Source organism: Herbaspirillum aquaticum, assembly GCF_002213425.1.
In the GTDB taxonomy this organism is placed as follows: Bacteria; Pseudomonadota; Gammaproteobacteria; order Burkholderiales; family Burkholderiaceae_D; genus Herbaspirillum; species Herbaspirillum aquaticum.
This window is the reverse complement of record NZ_NJGV01000011.1, coordinates 1-16,463: the sequence shown is the minus strand read 5'-3', so window position 1 is coordinate 16,463 and position 16,463 is coordinate 1. Positions and strand designations below refer to the sequence as shown.

The window sequence follows — 16,463 nt, the reverse complement described above, 5'->3', positions numbered from 1 at the left end:
CTGACAGATCGTACGCCGGACGTGAGGCACGCCTTCGTACATCGGTTCAGGCAATCGCCAGCATCTGCTCCCTGCGTGCCGTGATCTTGCGAATCTTGCGCTCCAGCGTATCTGCGTTGAAGGGCTTGACGATATAGCCGTCCGCTCCACACTCTGCAGCATGGAGGATGTTGTCCTTATGGGTCTCAGCAGTAACCATGATCACCGGGAGATGCGCCAGGTCAGGGTTGCTGCGGATCTTCTTGAGCAGCCCGATCCCATCCAAGAGCGGCATGTTCCAATCGGTCAAAACGAAGTTGATGGAACTGGCCCCAGATTCCAGGATCTTCCACGCCGTGCTGCCGTCATCTGCCTCCGTTTGGCGAGAATAGCCAATGTCTTTGAGCAGTGCGCTGACAATGCGACGCATCGGAGCGAAATCATCAACGATCAGGAAGTGGAGGTCTGCGGTGGCCATATGCCGTCCTTTCTTGCGAGTCTCGCGGTGGGGTCGCATGGAACTGCGACCATGCGATGAAGATTAGCAAGTGGGCCTGTTGTGAAAAATCATACGTTGGTATCAGACCTCTTTTTTTGTGACATGCCGGATTGCAATCGGCAACGCGCAATCGTCCTGATCAAACCGCGCAAGTGATTGCATGCGCGCGCCCAAAGCAACTGCTGTTGCCACGATGGGCAATCCTGAAAAACAGGAACCATTCAAACCAAAGCCCTGCTTGGTTCATACCTTGGTGTTACAGAAAAGTCCAAGTCCGTCGGTGATAATCTGGCGCTTGAAGTGCATCAACATCTCGACTGTGCTTTTAATGCGTATGCCGTCAATGAATGCGCACTCAGCAATCGGGGCGGTCACTGGATTGAGAAGTCACGCGTTCGCTTGGAGGGGTAATGGATTCGCACGCATTGGCAAGATGGGCTGCAACGACGTCGGCAACGTTGGTGCTGATCAAGATCGTGGAGCGGTGGCGAGCGCTACGCCAGATCGATGCTAGCGTGGCCTTGTCCTCGACATCAAAGCTGGGAAACAAAGTGTATCTGCACAATGTGACTGATCGTCCGATCATCATTACGCATTGGAGGATCTACATGGCATCGGGTCTGCGACACCAGCGCGACGTTAAAGAGATTGACCGAGCCGAATCGGGGGCGCACCGCATAACGATTGCGCCTCTTTCGTCGCACGTTCTCTTTTTTTTCGATGAGAATCATTTCAACGGAAGCGCCGAGTTCCTTGACGGACGGCGGCTCTACATCGAAATTTGTATTGCGGGCAAGTGGACCAGAACGTTAAGCCTGCTTCCCTGCAAGGATCCGCTGCTCGATTTCTTCTCCCGCAAATTGCACAGGGGAAGAAAATAGCATGCGCCAGACATGTCCCTGGCCTCTCTTGCCCCGCGGTGAATCGGGATTCCATCAAAATAAAAGAGCGGAGAGTGCGGGCTCATCCTTAGGTATAACTAGACGATCGCTGGACGGCTCTGAGACACTCCCTCCCTGACGCGAATGCTGCTGCAAGCCCTATGCTTGGTACGACTCAACTGGCCAGCGATATTCAGGAAACGGCATGAACCATTTCATCTCATTTTTTTAAAGTTGTTGGATGCAATGATTCCGTAAATTTCGCCAGCGTTCAAATGATGCATGACGCATTGTCAGCGGCCAGGCGAAGGGCGGCAGCATCATGTGCCATCGGCACCCATGTCTCCTGTGTGTTATCCGATGTATGTCTCCCGCCAGCACTTCCCTCTGGCGTTCACCGCACATGGGGCTATCCCGTGTGCGGATTTTTTTATTCCAATGAGCATCAGGAACCGATGCAATCCCGGAAGTCTGAACCTGGGGCATTCTGGTCGCGCTGGCAAAGATATTGCAACCCACCACCGGAGCATGGGGATGAGGTGATGAGGATTATTTTTCCATCACGCCGGGATGCGAGGATAGCTGTTCTGTCAGCAATTCGATGAAGGCCTTGACCTTTACCGAGCCACGCCGGTTAGCTGGATAGATGACGTAGATCCCTACGTCCATCGGGCCAGGATTTGCTTCGTAATTGTCCAACATGGAAACCAGTCGTCCGGCACGCAAATCTTCTCCAACCAGCCATCGAGCCAGCATAGCCACGCCTCTTCCGGAGATGGCCGCCTGACGGATCATCTCCGCGTTGTTTGCGAAAAAATTTCCTTGGACGTCAACCTCTTCTATATCTGCACTGTCATCCTCGTGGTGGCGGAAGCGCCATCCCCTGCGCGGCCCATCGTAACTGAACTGCAAGCAGCTGTGCGCCAGCAGGTCAGAGGGCCGCTCTGCCGGGCTGTGCGTGCGCAGATAATCGGGACTGGCACAGATGACCCGGGCATGCGCGGCCAGCCTGCGAGCGATCATATTGGGCTGGTCGCCCAGCACGCCGATTCGTACCGCTACATCGATAGACTCGTCAATCATGTTGCTCATCCCGTCGCTCAACTGTAAATCAAGTTGCAGATGAGGATAGCGACGATGTAGCTCGCGGCAGATGGGTGCCAGATAGAGCGTACTGAAGGTCACCGGAGCCGTGACTTTCAAAACGCCATGTGGCTCCTGCTCCAGATTGGCAGCTTGCGCATCAGCGCTCTCCAGCTGCTGCAGAACAGCGACCACCCGTTCATAGAATTCGCGGCCACCTTCGGTGAGCGTAACGCTGCGTGTGCTTCGGTGGAGCAGCTTTACACCGAGCCTTTCTTCCAATGCATCCACCAGCCTCAACACGGAAGAGGGAGCGAGGTCCATCTGGCGGGCGGCAGCGGAAAAACCCGCGGTGTCGGCCACTGCCACGAATGCTTGCATTTCGGAAAATTTGTTCATGAGCACCTTTGCGTTCTACGCAAGAGCCTTCGTCAATTTCCAGATATTATCAGCGCCGAGCTGGAAAGTTAGAGTGTGCGCTCATTACACCCAACGGGGGCTCACCATGAACGCATTACTCCGGCCAGTCAACATTGGCTCACTTTGCCTGTCCAACCGAATCGCCATGGCACCAGTCACACGCGCCCGTGTCGGTTCCGATGGCGTGCCTACGGCGCTGACCGCGCAATACTACCGGCAGCGCGCTTCGGCCGGACTCATCATCACCGAAGCGACCAATGTGTCCCCGATGTCGTCCGCCTTTGAGAATGCGCCAGGTCTCTACCATTCAGACCAGGCGGCCGGCTGGCGTGAGGTCGCCAGCGCTGTCCATGAGGCGGGAGGAAAGCTCTTTGTTCAGTTGTGGCATAGCGGTCGGGTGAGCTCCTACTCCCTGCTTGACGGAGCTGCACCTCTCTCACCCTCCGGGATCAACGAAGACCTCGGTCTTTTGCAGGTCTATGGCGCTCTGCGCAATGGTTACTACACGCGTATCGCAGCTTCCCCATCACGCGCCATGGACGTCCAGGAGATCTACCAGGCGATAGAAGAATTTCGTACCGCCGCACGCAACGCGGTATTGGCCGGGATCGACGGTGTGGAGATCCATGCGGCAAATGGATATCTTCCACAGCAGTTCCTCTCTTCCCATGTCAATCGGAGGGGAGATGAATTCGGCGGCAGCCTGGAGAACCGGGCACGCTTCCTCCGGTTGGTCATCGAAGCTGTACTGAAAGAATTATCAGCACAGCAGATTGGTGTGCGCCTCTCTCCCTTCGCCCTGTATAACAATGCCATTGATGGTGATACGCATCGCACGTACACCTATGTGGCGCAGATGCTCAATGAATATGGGGTCGGTTATGTGCATGCTGCAGATACCAATGCATGGGGCGGAATCAAGGACATGCCGCAGATTCTGGACATTGTGCGTCCGAATTTCCACGGCATGCTCGTTGCAAATGGCGGCTTGACTTTCGAAGACGCCGAAAAATTGATTGCTTCGGGAAGAGCAGACGTCGTGGCTTTCGGTCGCCAGTACATCGCCAATCCGGATCTTGTGATGCGTGTTGCGCAGGGAGGTCCGTTCAACGAACCCGATCCATCTACGTTCTATGGCGGGGACCATGTCGGCTACACCGATTACCCCAGCCTGAGCTGACTGTACGCAGGGCCATCACGAGTGGCGTTCCTGCGCAGGCATCCCGCATCGTCTTCTCAACTCTTGCCGGAGCGTGACCTTATGAATCGCAACCCCAGATTGCGCCTACCCCACTTGTCTATCACCCCTCGTCAAGTCCATGGCACTCAGTTTGATCAGCGAGGACAGTTCAGCTCCTTACCCCGCACTTTGCGAATGCGGCGCTTGCTCAAGAAGGAAGCGCGCAATATGCGTATCGGGCGATCGTTGCTGATGCAGCGCGGGCCTGTCAATCCTCCCGATGCGATGCATGACGGACGCAGTGAGACGTTGGCATGTCTGCAGCGCGCTCTGGACAACGCGGGGCAGGGAATACCCCATCTGGCTCTGGCCCATGTAGAGGATTGTCGGGACTACCTGCGAGCTCTGATCCCGACACTGCAAAAAGTGGAGCTTCGAAATACCAGCCAGAGCATCGAATCCCTCAACATGATTCTTGCCCAGGCACTGCACGACGCAGGCACTCTTATCGAGGCGAGTCTCTCCGCTGAATGGAAGTTGTTGGACCGCTACCGGAATTATGCGGAGCACATTTTCAATTACACCCCCAATGGATTGCTGGTCATGGATGCCCAGTTCCGCATCCGGACTATCAATCCTGTGATGCGTCGGATTCTCGACCTGTCTCCGGATGAATCTGTGGACGGTGTGGCGTTATCGACGCTATTGAAGGTACCTGCTCTGCATGACGCTGCCAAGGAGGTGCTTGCCAGCGGCGTACCGCACCAGGGGATCAATATGATGGATGAGGACGGGCGCAGATATTGTGAGCAATACCAGCTCGGCCTTTCTCGCTTCAATGATCGTGACGAGTCGCTACTGCTGCTGGTGGCGCATGATATTGCGCGTGTACTGGAAGCTAAAGCTGCGCTGTCAGACAGCGAAGAGCGTTTCAGGCTCTCTTTTCATCAGGCTGCGGTCGGACTGGTGCATTTTGACGCCAGCGGTCGCATTTTGCGCAGTAACCGAAAACTTCAACAAGTACTGGGTTACGACGCAGCCGAGATGCAGGCCTTGTATTTATGCGATTTGGCCGACCCGGAGGAAGAGTGTGATTACGACCAGATGACGCAACGTATCCTCAACGGAGAGATCCAGGACTACGTGAGCGAGAAACGCTATGTCCGCAAGGATGGCGAGTCGATCTGGGGACAGGTGACGGTCTCATCAATGCGCGAAAGTAGCGGTGAGATTCATTTCATCGCAGCTATCGAGGATATAACCGAACGCAAGGCGACGGAATACCGCATGCGTCATCTGGCCAGTCATGACCACCTGACCGGGCTGCCCAATCGCAGCCTCATGATGGACCGGCTGGCCATGGCGATTGAGCAGTCGCGGCAGGCGTACCCATCCAGGCAAACGTTGGCGGTCCTGTTTGTCGACCTGGATCGCTTCAAGAACATCAACGACAGTCTCGGCCACGATGTGGGTGACCAGGTGATCATCGAAATCGGACGACGCTTGCTGGCATGTGTTCGTCCTGGTGATACCGTGGCGCGTCTCGGTGGCGACGAGTTCGTCGTGGTTCTGGTCAATGCTGGTCAGCAGCACCATATTGCTCTCGTTGCCGACCGCATACTCAAGGCCATTTGCGCCCCCATGCTGCTCAACGGCCACGAACTGTTCCTCGGTGGAAGTATCGGTATCAGCCTGTATGACCGGGATGGTACCGATAGCGCCACCTTGCTCAAAAATGCCGACACCGCGATGTACCAGGCGAAGCAAAGCGGGAAAGGGCGCTATACCTTCTACGTCAACGAAATGAGCAAGGACGCCCTTCAGTTCCTGCGTATGGATGCCGCGTTGCGACGCGCGATGGAGCGTAAAGAGTTTCACCTGGTGTATCAGCCACAAGTGAGTATTGCTGACGGCCGCATTATCGGTTTTGAGGCCCTGTTGCGCTGGCAACCTCCGGGCGAGGCGGTGATTCCGCCGGACCAATTCATCGGTTTGGCCGAAGAGACCGGATTGATCGTCCAGATCGGAGAATGGGTGCTTCAGACCGCATGCCATCAACTGGTGGCATGGCAACGCGCTGGCCTTTGTCCGGACGACATAAAGATGTCGGTCAATCTCTCTGCTACCCAGTTTCGCCAGGCCGATATGGTGGATACGGTGCGCCGGGTGCTTTCTGCAAGCAAGTGCCCAGCACGTTGCCTGGTTTTGGAGATCACCGAGAGTGTGATCATGGATTCGCCAGAGTCAACTGTAGAGATTCTCAATGCACTGAGTTCGTTCGGCCTCCAGCTGGCAATAGATGACTTTGGCACTGGCTATTCAAGCCTGAGCTACCTGAAACGCTTTCCGATACATACGCTGAAAATCGATCGAAGCTTCATTCGTGATATCTCGATCGATGGCAACGATGCAGAGATCGTCAAGGCAGTCATCGCGTTGGCGCATGCAATGAATCGCAACATTATTGCTGAAGGCGTTGAGGATAGCGTGCAGCTTGATTTTCTCCGTCATCACGGATGCGACCAGGCGCAGGGTTTCTATTTTGGCCAAGGCATCGTTCATGAAGAGGCAGCAGCAGTCCTATCTCGTCAGCAGCTGCCTTTCCCCGCTATCCGCGCTGCGTGACAGGCGGGAACTATCATCTCATCTCAAAAAAAGGAAATCGTATGGTCAGGCTAAGCTTTCAGAAAAAACTCTGGCTTCCTTTGCTTGCCAGCCTTTGCTGCCTGTGTGCCGTGTCTTTGCTTCACATCATGGAGGCGCGGCAGCAGCGTTACGAAGAGCGGCAAACAGATTTGACCAATCTGGATAGAGCCGCCTTGAAGATCGTTGAGGGCTTTGCTGATGAAGCCGCAAAAGGCAATCTCAGTACTGAAGAGGCGCAGCGGCAGGCCAAGGCCGTACTCAAGAATATTCGCTATGGAAAAGACGGTTACATCGCAATTCTCGGAATGAATGCGACAGCGATCCAAAATCCAGGCCGGCCCGAGAACGATGGCAAGGACATGAGCGGTTTCAAGGACCCAGCGGGCTTCCCCGTGTTCTTGGAAATTGCCCGGTTAGCCGCTTCTCCTGAAGGAGAAGGGTTCATGCGGTATCTTTGGCTGCGTCCCGGGACAGATTTGCCCTCGGCCAAACTGGCGCGCATCGTCAGCTACAAACCTTGGGGCTGGGCGCTGGTGGCGGGAGTATTCGTGGATGACATCGAGGAGGCTTTCTACGCTTCGCTGGCGAGGAGTGCAGGGGGGCTTGCGCTTGTGAGTCTGTTGCTCTCGATGATTGTCGCGCTGGTCAATCGCAGTCTGATCCGCACCTTGGGCGGCAGTCCCGAATATGCCGTGTCGGTCGCGATGCGAATTGCTGAGCAAGATTTGAGTCAGCCAGTAAAGTTGCGCAAGGGGGACAGCAGCAGCCTGATCGCATCGATGGCCGTGATGCAGGACCGGCTGGCGCGGATGATTGCCTCTATCCGAGGCAGTGCCGAGGCCATTGCGGCCGCCTCAACGCAGATTGCCAGCGGGAACCTGGATTTGTCGGCCCGCACTGAAAGTCAGGCAGGTTCCCTTGAGGAAACAGCTGCGTCCATGGAGCAGCTGACCCAGACGGTAGCTTCCAACACCCAGCATGCGCTTGACGCCAACCAGTTGGCATTATCGACTTCAGATCTCGCACGACGAGGCGGGATGGCCATGCAGAAGGTGAGCCAGACGATGGAAATGATCAGCGCTAGCGCCGGACGGATTGAAGCCATCATTTCTTCCATCGATGGTATCGCGTTCCAGACAAATATCCTTGCGCTAAATGCTGCGGTAGAGGCAGCCCGTGCCGGCGAACAAGGCCGGGGCTTCGCGGTGGTTGCATCGGAAGTGCGTGTGTTGGCGCAACGAAGCGCCGCAGCTGCCAAGGAAATCAAGGGGCTCATCGACGCCTCTTCAGCCAGCATCGCTATGGGAGCCAGTATCGTGAAGGAAGCCGACGGCACAATTAGCGATGTCGTGCACAGCGTGAGCGAAGTGGTTTCGATGATTGCGGCCATTTCCGCTTCTTCGACTGAACAGCGCACTGGTATTGGTCACATCAACGTAGCGATCTCGGAGATGGATAGCGTTACCCAGCAGAATGCTGCGCTGGTGGAAGAGGCTGCAGCCTCTGCCGCCAGTCTGCGAGATCTGGCTGCGGTATTGTCCCAACTGGTCAGCCAATTTCAGCTCGGTGCGAGGGATCTCGTTGACCCCACAGTATCGCTAGGGCCGGTAGAAGCATCCTCTCCATCAAACGGGACTCCCCCCGTATTTGTTCCACCGCGACATCTGAAGCTGGTGCGCGCATAGAAGGCGGGGCTACGAAAGTACCGGAAGCGTTCTGGAAAGATGCTGTTCCAACACAGCAATGAAGGCTTGTACTTTGAGAGCAGCTTCGCGATTGGGGGGATATACCGCATACAAACCAACGTCCATGGGGCCGGGATTGGCTTCGTAGTCTGGAAGGATCCTCATCAGCCGACCTGCCAGGACATCTTCCATGACTAGCCAGACGGGTAATAGTGCTACGCCATAACCACCCAGGCAGGCCTGGCGTAGCATCTCGGAATTGTTGACCGACAATGAGCCACGTACGTCAACAGCCTGAACAGATCCATCCGGGTTGCCCAAGGGACGGAATCGCCATTGGTGCGCTTGGCCGCCATACGAAAAGATGAGGCAATCATGCCTGGCAAGATCGGCTGGTGCCAAGGGTGTGCCAAATTCATCGAAGTAGTCGGGGCTGCCGCAGATGATCCTCTCGTGCCTGGCAAGCCAGCGTGTAGTCAGGCCGGGGTGCGGGACGGGCTTGCCGATACGAATGGCAACGTCCACCGAGTCTTCTGCCAGGTCGCTGATTCCGTCATTGAGGTCGAGATGCACTTTGAGCTTGGGATACGTCTGCTGCAATTCACAAAGAGCCGGGCCCAGATAAATGGTGCTGAAGGTTACCGGTGCGGAGATCGTCAGTCGTCCCTGCGGTACGCCTTCTTGTGAGGCGAAATTCTCCGCCTCTTCGATCTGTTCCAGAATGAGCAGTACGCTGTCGTAATAAAAACGTCCGCTGTCAGTCAGTGTCACGGTACGGGTGGATCGATTGAGCAGTCTGACGCCGACACGTCTTTCCAACGCATCGACAAGACGTACCACTGATGAGGGCGCGATGCCGAGATTGCGGGCGGCTGCGGAAAAGCCGCCAGTACTGGCAACAACTGAAAATGCCTTGAGCTCAGAAAACCTGTCCATGCCGCGTCATATCCTTTGAAACCAGCATCAATGATCAATGAGGGGCAGACGCTCCTCCAGCTGGAGGCACCCCGTCCGCTGGAAGGCATTGTACCGGTGTAATGTGAAAGGAAAAGACTTGCTCCGCCAGCGGCAGCAGCATGCGGTGTGCGGTTGATGTACTTTCTGGCCAGACGCGTAGTTTGTGCTGGCTGTGCAGGTTGGGAGCGTTGCGTCAACGTCCCGATATGGTCAGGACCGTAGCAGATAAGGCGACGAAGATACCGTTTGTTTTGTCTAGGCCTGGTGGAACATCAGCAACTTCCCGGTCCTCATTCCCTGCATTAGCAATTGTTTTCCGAACGCAACCTGGCGCGGTTCCCAACTTGCCAGCGCGGCATCAATATCGGTTGTGTTGGCCTGCAAGGCATCAGCCAGGCTTAAGGCATTGGCGGCGGCTTTCAAGGTACTTGCCGCTGTATGCGGGCGTGGAATCGAAGCGGCATCGCCAAGGATCAACACTCGTCCGGTCACCATCTTGTCGACAGCCAAATCGCGCACGGCCTGTACAAATGGTGCATCAGTTGCGCGGACAATCTCTTGAAATTGGGGCGGCAAGAGCGACCCTGCTTCTTTATGCAAGTAGTCTCGCCAGCGCGCGGCAAGTCGACCTTCCGGAACCGAATAAGCGCGCTGTCGTCCGTCACGGTCCAGCATCACCTGTTCAAGCAGGGTGGCACTGGCGACTCGGTACCAGACCCAGTTGTAGAGACGTTCTTCGGGCCATATGCTGTTGCCGGCCCCAGGTACCAGATAACCCAGGATGTGTGATCCCACATTGTTCGCGAATCCGAAATTGCCGTGTAATTCGGAGCGCATCGAATTTGTCATTGCTGATTCTGGCAGGAGGCCGCGCCAAGCCAAATAGCCGGCATAACCGGGTAGCTGCGATGGCCAGATTTGCGAACGGACCTGTGAGTTTCCGCCGTCTGCGCCGACTAACAGGTCGCCACTGGCTTCACTGCCGTCCTCAAAGTAGGCCGTCACATGGCGCAGTCCATCGTCCTGTTCCACGTGGGTGAGGGTTTTATCCTGGTGGTAATGCTTCATGTCGAAAGCCGACTTGAGAGCACCGTATATCAGGGGCCAGGAGGTCTGGATTTGCGGTGCATATCGTCTTGATCGGATGTTCCCGCCCCTATCGAGCACCACGCGGTCCATCGAAGGGACACCCCAGGCTTTCCGATGCTTGTTGATCCCGATGCGCCTGAAGACCTCCAGTACCTCAGGCTGCAGGACGATACCACCGCCGCGGCTGTCGAAATCACCTGTAGAACGCTCATATATATCAACTTTCCAGCCTATCTGACGCAACAGTGTGCCGACGAATAGTCCGCTTAGCGAGCCGCCAATGATGATGGCTCGAGGTTGGTGTCCCGAGGATTCCGGGTTGACAGGAGAGTGGTGGGCCATGATGAGTCGCCATTATTTTGCTGACCTCAATATGCCGCAGATGTGCTGAAGAGAGAACCTCGTCAGGGCAGAAAAGGCTTTTGCTCGGGTTGCAAAGACCTGCTGCATGCCGTTGCATACAAGCGCAGCGGCATGTGCCTTGACCTCAATGGTTGCCGATAGACGAAAAAAATCCCCAAGCGTTTGAATTCTTGGGGATTTTAGACTCCACTGGAACTAGCTGGACTGATGTTTGGTGGGCCGGCGACACTCAAACAGCACTCGGAATGTCTTGAATATACGACGCTTTTCCATTCTGGCCGAAAAAATTACCCCTAAAAATACCCCTAAGACTGTCGATTGCAGTCGAGCTTCGTTGGATGCTATCGGATAAATCGGCGTACCTTTGAATGCCATTCGTCCCCGCTCACCCATTTTTCTGGTGTAAATTTCGTCCTTGTCCCGGCTTGACTTACATAGGGGCAATCGTTCATCATAGTTTTACTGCATCCGAAATAGACAGATGGGATTTACTTGGTGAAAACTGAAAGAAGGGTTTATTGAAGTATCAAAATTAAAATATGCGACCTAGGTACGGTTCCTCTTATTGGACTGTGCTATGGGGAGTTCGCGTGAGCACTTAGTGCCATAAAGCTTGCGACAAAGTTTTGTTGTAGGCACCCACCATACACCGTATTAATGGCCTGTTTTTCAAAACTGACGCCACTTAGCGAGTCGATTGGCACCTCTGACGTGTCAATTCGATCTGCGAACAAATATCTGAGCTGAGCTAGGTTCTGTTCCTCTTCGAGCCAAGCCGTTAACGTTCGGCCAGTACACCTCTCTAAAAATCAGCCGCAAGTAATTTGCAGTTGATCCCACAAAAATTCACCTAGAGTCAGGCGTAGTGTCTCGTAAGACTTGCGCCTTCAAACGACTCAGAGCGGCTTTTGCTGCTCACCCGGCTCCATGACTCATTTGAGTTCATTCGGCCTACGCGACCAAAAATCCAAAATTTATCGATTAATCCGCGCGGCAATAGCGCAAAGTACTGTCGCGCATTTCGGAGTGAATATGCAGAATCGCATGGTAGACATCAAGTATGTCTGTGAGATGTTTTCTATTAGTCGTTCATCGGTATACGAGAGGCTGAATGAAGAAGGGGAATATTTTGATGAGTTTTTTCCGCGCCCGGTCTCCGTTGGTAAGCGCTCAAAGCGTTGGTCTGAAAGTGAGCTAAATGCCTATCAAGAAAAGTTGCTGAGCAACGGTGATGACATGGAAGGGGGTGTGCTGTGACGACCCCATTGGCTCCTATTGAAACTCTGTCTCGTACTTCTCGCCTTTTTCTTGAAGAGAACTCGTGGTCCGATGTGGCAGACCGATTGATGATAGCCCACGTGTCCGATTGTGCCACCCACCTAACAGGCTCGTGCTTTCAGGTAGAAGACCCCAAGAGCAAGATGCCTCGACCGCTCAATACCTATAGTCTCATCGTTGCACCACCAGGATGCGGCAAGACGGACGCGGGTGAGGCAATACGACGGTTCTACGGTGAACTTGTCCAGCAGCACGAGCGAGAACGCGGAGAGATGTTGCGTTGTTATCAGGATAATCTTATCGCTTGGCAGGCACGGCAATCGGGTCTGACTAGGCGGATCAAACAGATTGAGTCCCACCATGACATGTCTGATGAGGAGCGTAATGAACGGCTTCAGGACGTTGAGCAGCGGCGGCAGCAGCTTCTTAGCGAAGAGCCCGTTGAACCTTTAACCGCGCCGTGTAGAGGTAATGATGCTTCTTTCGCTGGGATGAAGAAGCGAGTCACCGAGAACCCGAACCTGTGGATCTGCGTTGACGAAGGCGCGCTGTTCTTTGCTAAGCAAAATGACGCGACTGTCTCTCTTTTTAATAGTAGCTACAGCGGCCAGCCGCACAAGAGTCTGACGGCTAACACCTCCTCAGAGCCGGTGAAACCGATTTTGACTATCTCGATCGCGACCCAGAGAAAGCCATTAGATCAATTTCTAGACTCTGCCATGGGAGCGCTTTGCCTCGGTACCGGATTCTTTAATCGGTTTGCGGTCGTCTATGTGGATGCAGATGACGTGGCTCGTGCAAAGAAATTTGAAACGGCTGAGCCGGGACGAGCATCTGAAGCTTACTTTTCGACAATGCGCCATTTCTTCGAGGAAGGGGTCAAGCAGGGAGAAAAGGGTTACGACATGAGGCCAATCTTAAAGGTGTCGCGTCGGGCTACTCATGTTGCCGAGTCCGCTGAGCGTTGCATCAGGTCGGTTGTGGCCGAATATGCTCCGTTCTTCGATGAGCTAAATTATCCAGTTCGTGCTTACGAGCGCGTGATCCGGATGGCGGCGGTTGATCACGCTTTTGAAGGTGTCGACGGCGACATTACCGCTGAAGAGATCGAAAATGCATTAGAACGTGTGATCTGGCATATCGATAACTTCCGCTTGCTGTTCGAGCGTACTGATAAATCCTATCTTCATCTGGAAGATGCCGATCGTATCGCTGAATTGCTTTTCAGGCGAGGACGGAATCGCCCCTTCCCAATTTCGCAGATGAAGAGCATGGGGCTTGAGCTGTCGATGAGCAATTTGCGGCTCCGTAATGGGATCGCCTGTTTGCTCAAAGAACGGCGTTTAAAACAGATTGAAACACCGGGAGGGGTGCATTTCAAGTTGTGCTAGCCGCGTCCGGGATTCGCAGGAAACCGGGAAGAAATTTCTTATTATTTTTAATTTATTTTAAGAGATATCTCGGAAAGATCATCAGTTAAATAAATCCTCGGAAAAGGAGGGTGTTTGGCCTGCCATTTGTCGAACACTCTCCATCTCTCAAAACGTTGGCATTTCTGGTTTTAAATAAGATAAAGAAAATCAATCTATTTAATTTACTCAAACTACATACCTAATAAATTCAATCTGAATATTCATCCAAATATCAATCTGAGCTGTCCACAACCAACCATCATCAATCAATTCATTGATTGTGATGAAATGAAAGGAAATGAATCGATGAATCACCTGCAAAGGCATGTGGTGCCGCACTGATCATGAGTGCTGAGCTGCATAGCAGCGGCGCTGGCGAAAATGAAGTAGACAGTGCTGCTCCTGACTTATCTACGATACTAAAAGATGATTTACCCACAAGGGAGCTTGTGATGCTATTTCATCAGAAGAAAGACACGGTCTTTCTAGAAGATGGAACAGCGAGAATAACTCCAAACAAGACCAGGTTGATTTCCACTTTGTTGTCGTTCACAGAGATGGTATTCAAGGGTAAAGAACTGCCATACCGCGTGAAGATCAATAAGCACGGCGTAAGGAGCTACGAAGAGCAAAAAATGGCTAGCATGATCAAGATGATGCCCTTGTTTGCTCGGTTGATGGATAGTGACTTGGCATCTGCTCCCGATGTTTCCCTGGTCATCAATGAGTACCGTGATCATCCGGTAGCGTACTACCGAAACTTAGGCGGGGATGCCAGTGGTAGAGAGTTTGCCGAGACGGCCAATGCTTTTATTTTGCATCTGAAGAAAAGAGCAAAGGAAACCAAACTTGCCTACCGAATGAATCAGTGGTCGCGTAACGCGGATAAGAACGTGAAGAAGCTGCGTAGCTATCTGAAGTGGATTGTAGGCAAGACCGCGAGGATGGTCTGGATACGCTTGGATCTACATCTGCGAAAAGGCGATCCTCTTGAGGCCTATCGCTTAGCTGATCTTGAGCAGGAGCTTATTGAAAAAAGAGAGCGCGAATACCTGGACTTCATGGACGGAGTCAGCGCCCATGAGATCGACTTTGGCGTTGACCGTGTTAGCTTCTTCGAGATTGCTAAGGCGAGGACCGAGTACCTGGATGGTATTCGTCATCATAAGCAGCTTAAGAAGGGCTACGTCGGCTGTGTCTGGTCCTTGGAATTTGCCACTATTGAAGGATATCACCTGCATATCGCATTTTGCTACGACGGATCTGTCGTTAATGGATTTGATCATGTTGGACTGGCCGAGAGGCTGGGAGCCGCCTGGGTAAAGCACACCGAGGGTGCTGGGTATTACTTCAACTGCAATCGGAAGAAGTACGAGCGGCCCGCCTGCGGGATCGTAGAGTACTGGGATAGCGCCAAGTTATCCAATTTATGGCGTGCCTTGCTGTACTTGGCCAAGAAGAGCCAACTAGCGAAGGTCAAGGCGTCTCCACACTCTAAGACCTTTAGCACCGGTCAGATGTCTTTGAAGCGCTCTGGACGTCCTCGATCAAAGAAGGACGGCCTAGCGGAGGTGGATTTGGATTCTTCGTAGTAACTGGGGAGTACTGAGATGGTTCGACTGCGAAAATGCGAACTATCTCAGTAGCCTGGAGCGGCCATTGCCGGTCCGTCTTATGGTCGACTCCAGGCGGATTTTTGTTGACGCGCGGAACAGCGCGAATGGCACCATTCCTAATTATGTACCTGCACAGGGACTACTAATGACACACTCTTTTCAAACGACTGATACCGAAGCTGATAAATCTTTTGATATTGACAAGCTGCGTGCAGCGCTGCAGGACTATCAACTTGCGCCTCGTAACCCGAAGAAGGGGGCATTCCTGGAACTGTACCCGGTCATCCAAAAGCGCTTGACTGATGGCCTGACCGTCAAGCAGCTGCAGCAAATACTGCAGCGGAATGGATTAAGCATCTCGCATGCGACTCTCATGCGCTATTTGAAGGAAGCTCGTGAACAGTCCGAGAAACTATCAGGGCCAGTATCAGCTATGCAGCAGGCGTTGTTGGCGGGACAAAGACGTTGATAGTATTTACTTAAAACCAGAAAATAAAATGCCATCGGTGAAATTCATCCCCAAAGATCGGAGATGAATCCAACCTTTTTTGGGGTAGCATCTCGCGGGCTTTTTTATTATAAATCAGTGGCGATGGCGGTCAGCGTGTAATGCGCCGCCGTCTCTCTAGCTCGCTACCGCGTAGAATAATCAAAGAGATGAATGGTGTCAGAGTTAACGACAGAAAAATCCACCATATCGCACTTCTACCAGTTCGCTTCGCATATATGCCGATGACTACAAACATCCCTAGATATGTCATCGCGAGTAGTCCGATAATGATAGCCATTGGTCATTTTCCTTTGCTCACTTGAAGGAAAAGAAATCCCAGGATCGGATCGACCAGCATCGAAAGGAAGAACCAGACAAGGAAGCTTCTTCCAGAAGACTTGGCAGCTAGGCCAACTAGAAATGATCCAAAAAGCCAAAAAATAAAGAGAATTGGAATGGCACGCATGTGAAGAAATGATCTATGAGGGAATCGGAGTGGCACTTGTCGGGCGCCCTCCGGTTTCTTATTGAAGAAAATCGCGTAATGCAAAGTGCTGTGTGCGGGAATTGATCCTATCGGAATGAATAGGTGAAACTCCCTTGATTGGTGGTTAAGACAACTTCCTTGACGCTGCAGCTAAAGGCGAAGAGCTTCACACCTTGCCCGTATTTGAAGGTGAGCGGGAGAGGATAAATTCCTCCGAGTTTGCTTTTGCAATTGCCGCGATTGATGTTGAAGCCGGTAAGTACGATCTGATCGGCCACCGCTTGGAGTTGAACAACGCCTACTCCCTAAAGTGGACCCCGAATTTGAGACACTGATTTAAGCTGTCGTCCTGGAAGGGATGACGAGAATGAGTGAAGCAAAGAAGAAGCGAAATAGCT

12 protein-coding genes are annotated in these 16,463 nt (G+C 53.2%); 8 read left to right on the top strand and 4 right to left on the bottom strand.

All coding sequences use genetic code 11. From position 1 onward, the window contains the following. Positions 1-46: 46 nt before the first annotated feature. Entirely contained in the window at positions 47-457 is a 411-nt protein-coding gene (locus CEJ45_RS13420; RefSeq protein ID WP_088755600.1) for a response regulator, read from the bottom strand. 431 nt (positions 458-888) lie between these two features. Here CEJ45_RS13420 and CEJ45_RS13415 point away from each other — a divergent pair, with 431 nt between their 5' ends. Then, on the top strand, positions 889-1,359 hold the full coding sequence (locus tag CEJ45_RS13415) for a hypothetical protein (RefSeq protein ID WP_088755599.1): 471 nt from the start codon (positions 889-891) through the stop codon (positions 1,357-1,359). Between the two features lie 549 nt (positions 1,360-1,908). Here CEJ45_RS13415 and CEJ45_RS13410 read toward each other — a convergent pair. Further along, the gene (locus CEJ45_RS13410; protein ID WP_088755598.1) at positions 1,909-2,841 is read right to left on the bottom strand and encodes a LysR family transcriptional regulator; all 933 of its coding nucleotides are present in this window, start codon (positions 2,839-2,841) and stop codon (positions 1,909-1,911) included. A gap of 106 nt (positions 2,842-2,947) precedes the next feature. On the opposite strand from CEJ45_RS13410, the gene CEJ45_RS13405 reads away from it, so the two are divergent. From CEJ45_RS13405 to CEJ45_RS13395, 3 genes are all read left to right on the top strand, one after another. Further along, positions 2,948-4,042, top strand: a complete 1,095-nt coding sequence (locus tag CEJ45_RS13405; protein WP_088755740.1) for an alkene reductase — start codon at positions 2,948-2,950, stop codon at positions 4,040-4,042. Positions 4,043-4,246: 204 nt separating this feature from the next. Continuing rightward, positions 4,247-6,667, top strand: a complete 2,421-nt coding sequence (locus CEJ45_RS13400) for a putative bifunctional diguanylate cyclase/phosphodiesterase (protein ID WP_158214917.1) — start codon at positions 4,247-4,249, stop codon at positions 6,665-6,667. A gap of 41 nt (positions 6,668-6,708) precedes the next feature. Continuing rightward, the gene (locus tag CEJ45_RS13395; protein ID WP_088755596.1) at positions 6,709-8,373 is read left to right on the top strand and encodes a methyl-accepting chemotaxis protein; all 1,665 of its coding nucleotides are present in this window, start codon (positions 6,709-6,711) and stop codon (positions 8,371-8,373) included. A 9-nt stretch (positions 8,374-8,382) separates the two neighbouring features. Here the strand turns inward: CEJ45_RS13395 and CEJ45_RS13390 are convergent, their stop codons facing one another. Then, positions 8,383-9,309 carry a LysR family transcriptional regulator gene (locus tag CEJ45_RS13390; protein WP_088755595.1) on the bottom strand — a complete coding sequence of 309 codons (927 nt, stop codon included), beginning with the start codon at positions 9,307-9,309 and terminating at the stop codon, positions 8,383-8,385. Between the two features lie 276 nt (positions 9,310-9,585). Next, complete coding sequence (locus tag CEJ45_RS13385) at positions 9,586-10,761, bottom strand: FAD binding domain-containing protein (RefSeq protein ID WP_088755594.1); 1,176 nt, start codon at positions 10,759-10,761, stop codon at positions 9,586-9,588. A 1,065-nt stretch (positions 10,762-11,826) separates the two neighbouring features. Between CEJ45_RS13385 and CEJ45_RS24815 the strand changes: the two genes are divergently transcribed. The 4 genes from CEJ45_RS24815 to CEJ45_RS13365 all read left to right on the top strand — a co-directional run bounded on the left by CEJ45_RS24815 (position 11,827) and on the right by CEJ45_RS13365 (position 15,557). Next, a complete protein-coding gene (locus tag CEJ45_RS24815; RefSeq protein WP_158214916.1) occupies positions 11,827-12,039 on the top strand; it encodes a helix-turn-helix transcriptional regulator in 213 nt (70 codons plus the stop codon). Positions 12,040-12,128: 89 nt separating this feature from the next. Then, entirely contained in the window at positions 12,129-13,451 is a 1,323-nt protein-coding gene (locus CEJ45_RS13375) for a DUF3987 domain-containing protein (RefSeq protein WP_088755592.1), read from the top strand. A 365-nt stretch (positions 13,452-13,816) separates the two neighbouring features. Beyond that, positions 13,817-15,064 (top strand): YagK/YfjJ domain-containing protein, encoded by a 1,248-nt coding sequence (locus tag CEJ45_RS13370; RefSeq protein ID WP_088755591.1) that lies wholly within the window; start codon positions 13,817-13,819, stop codon positions 15,062-15,064. A gap of 169 nt (positions 15,065-15,233) precedes the next feature. Next, positions 15,234-15,557 (top strand): hypothetical protein, encoded by a 324-nt coding sequence (locus CEJ45_RS13365; RefSeq protein ID WP_088755590.1) that lies wholly within the window; start codon positions 15,234-15,236, stop codon positions 15,555-15,557. Positions 15,558-16,463: the final 906 nt, after the last annotated feature.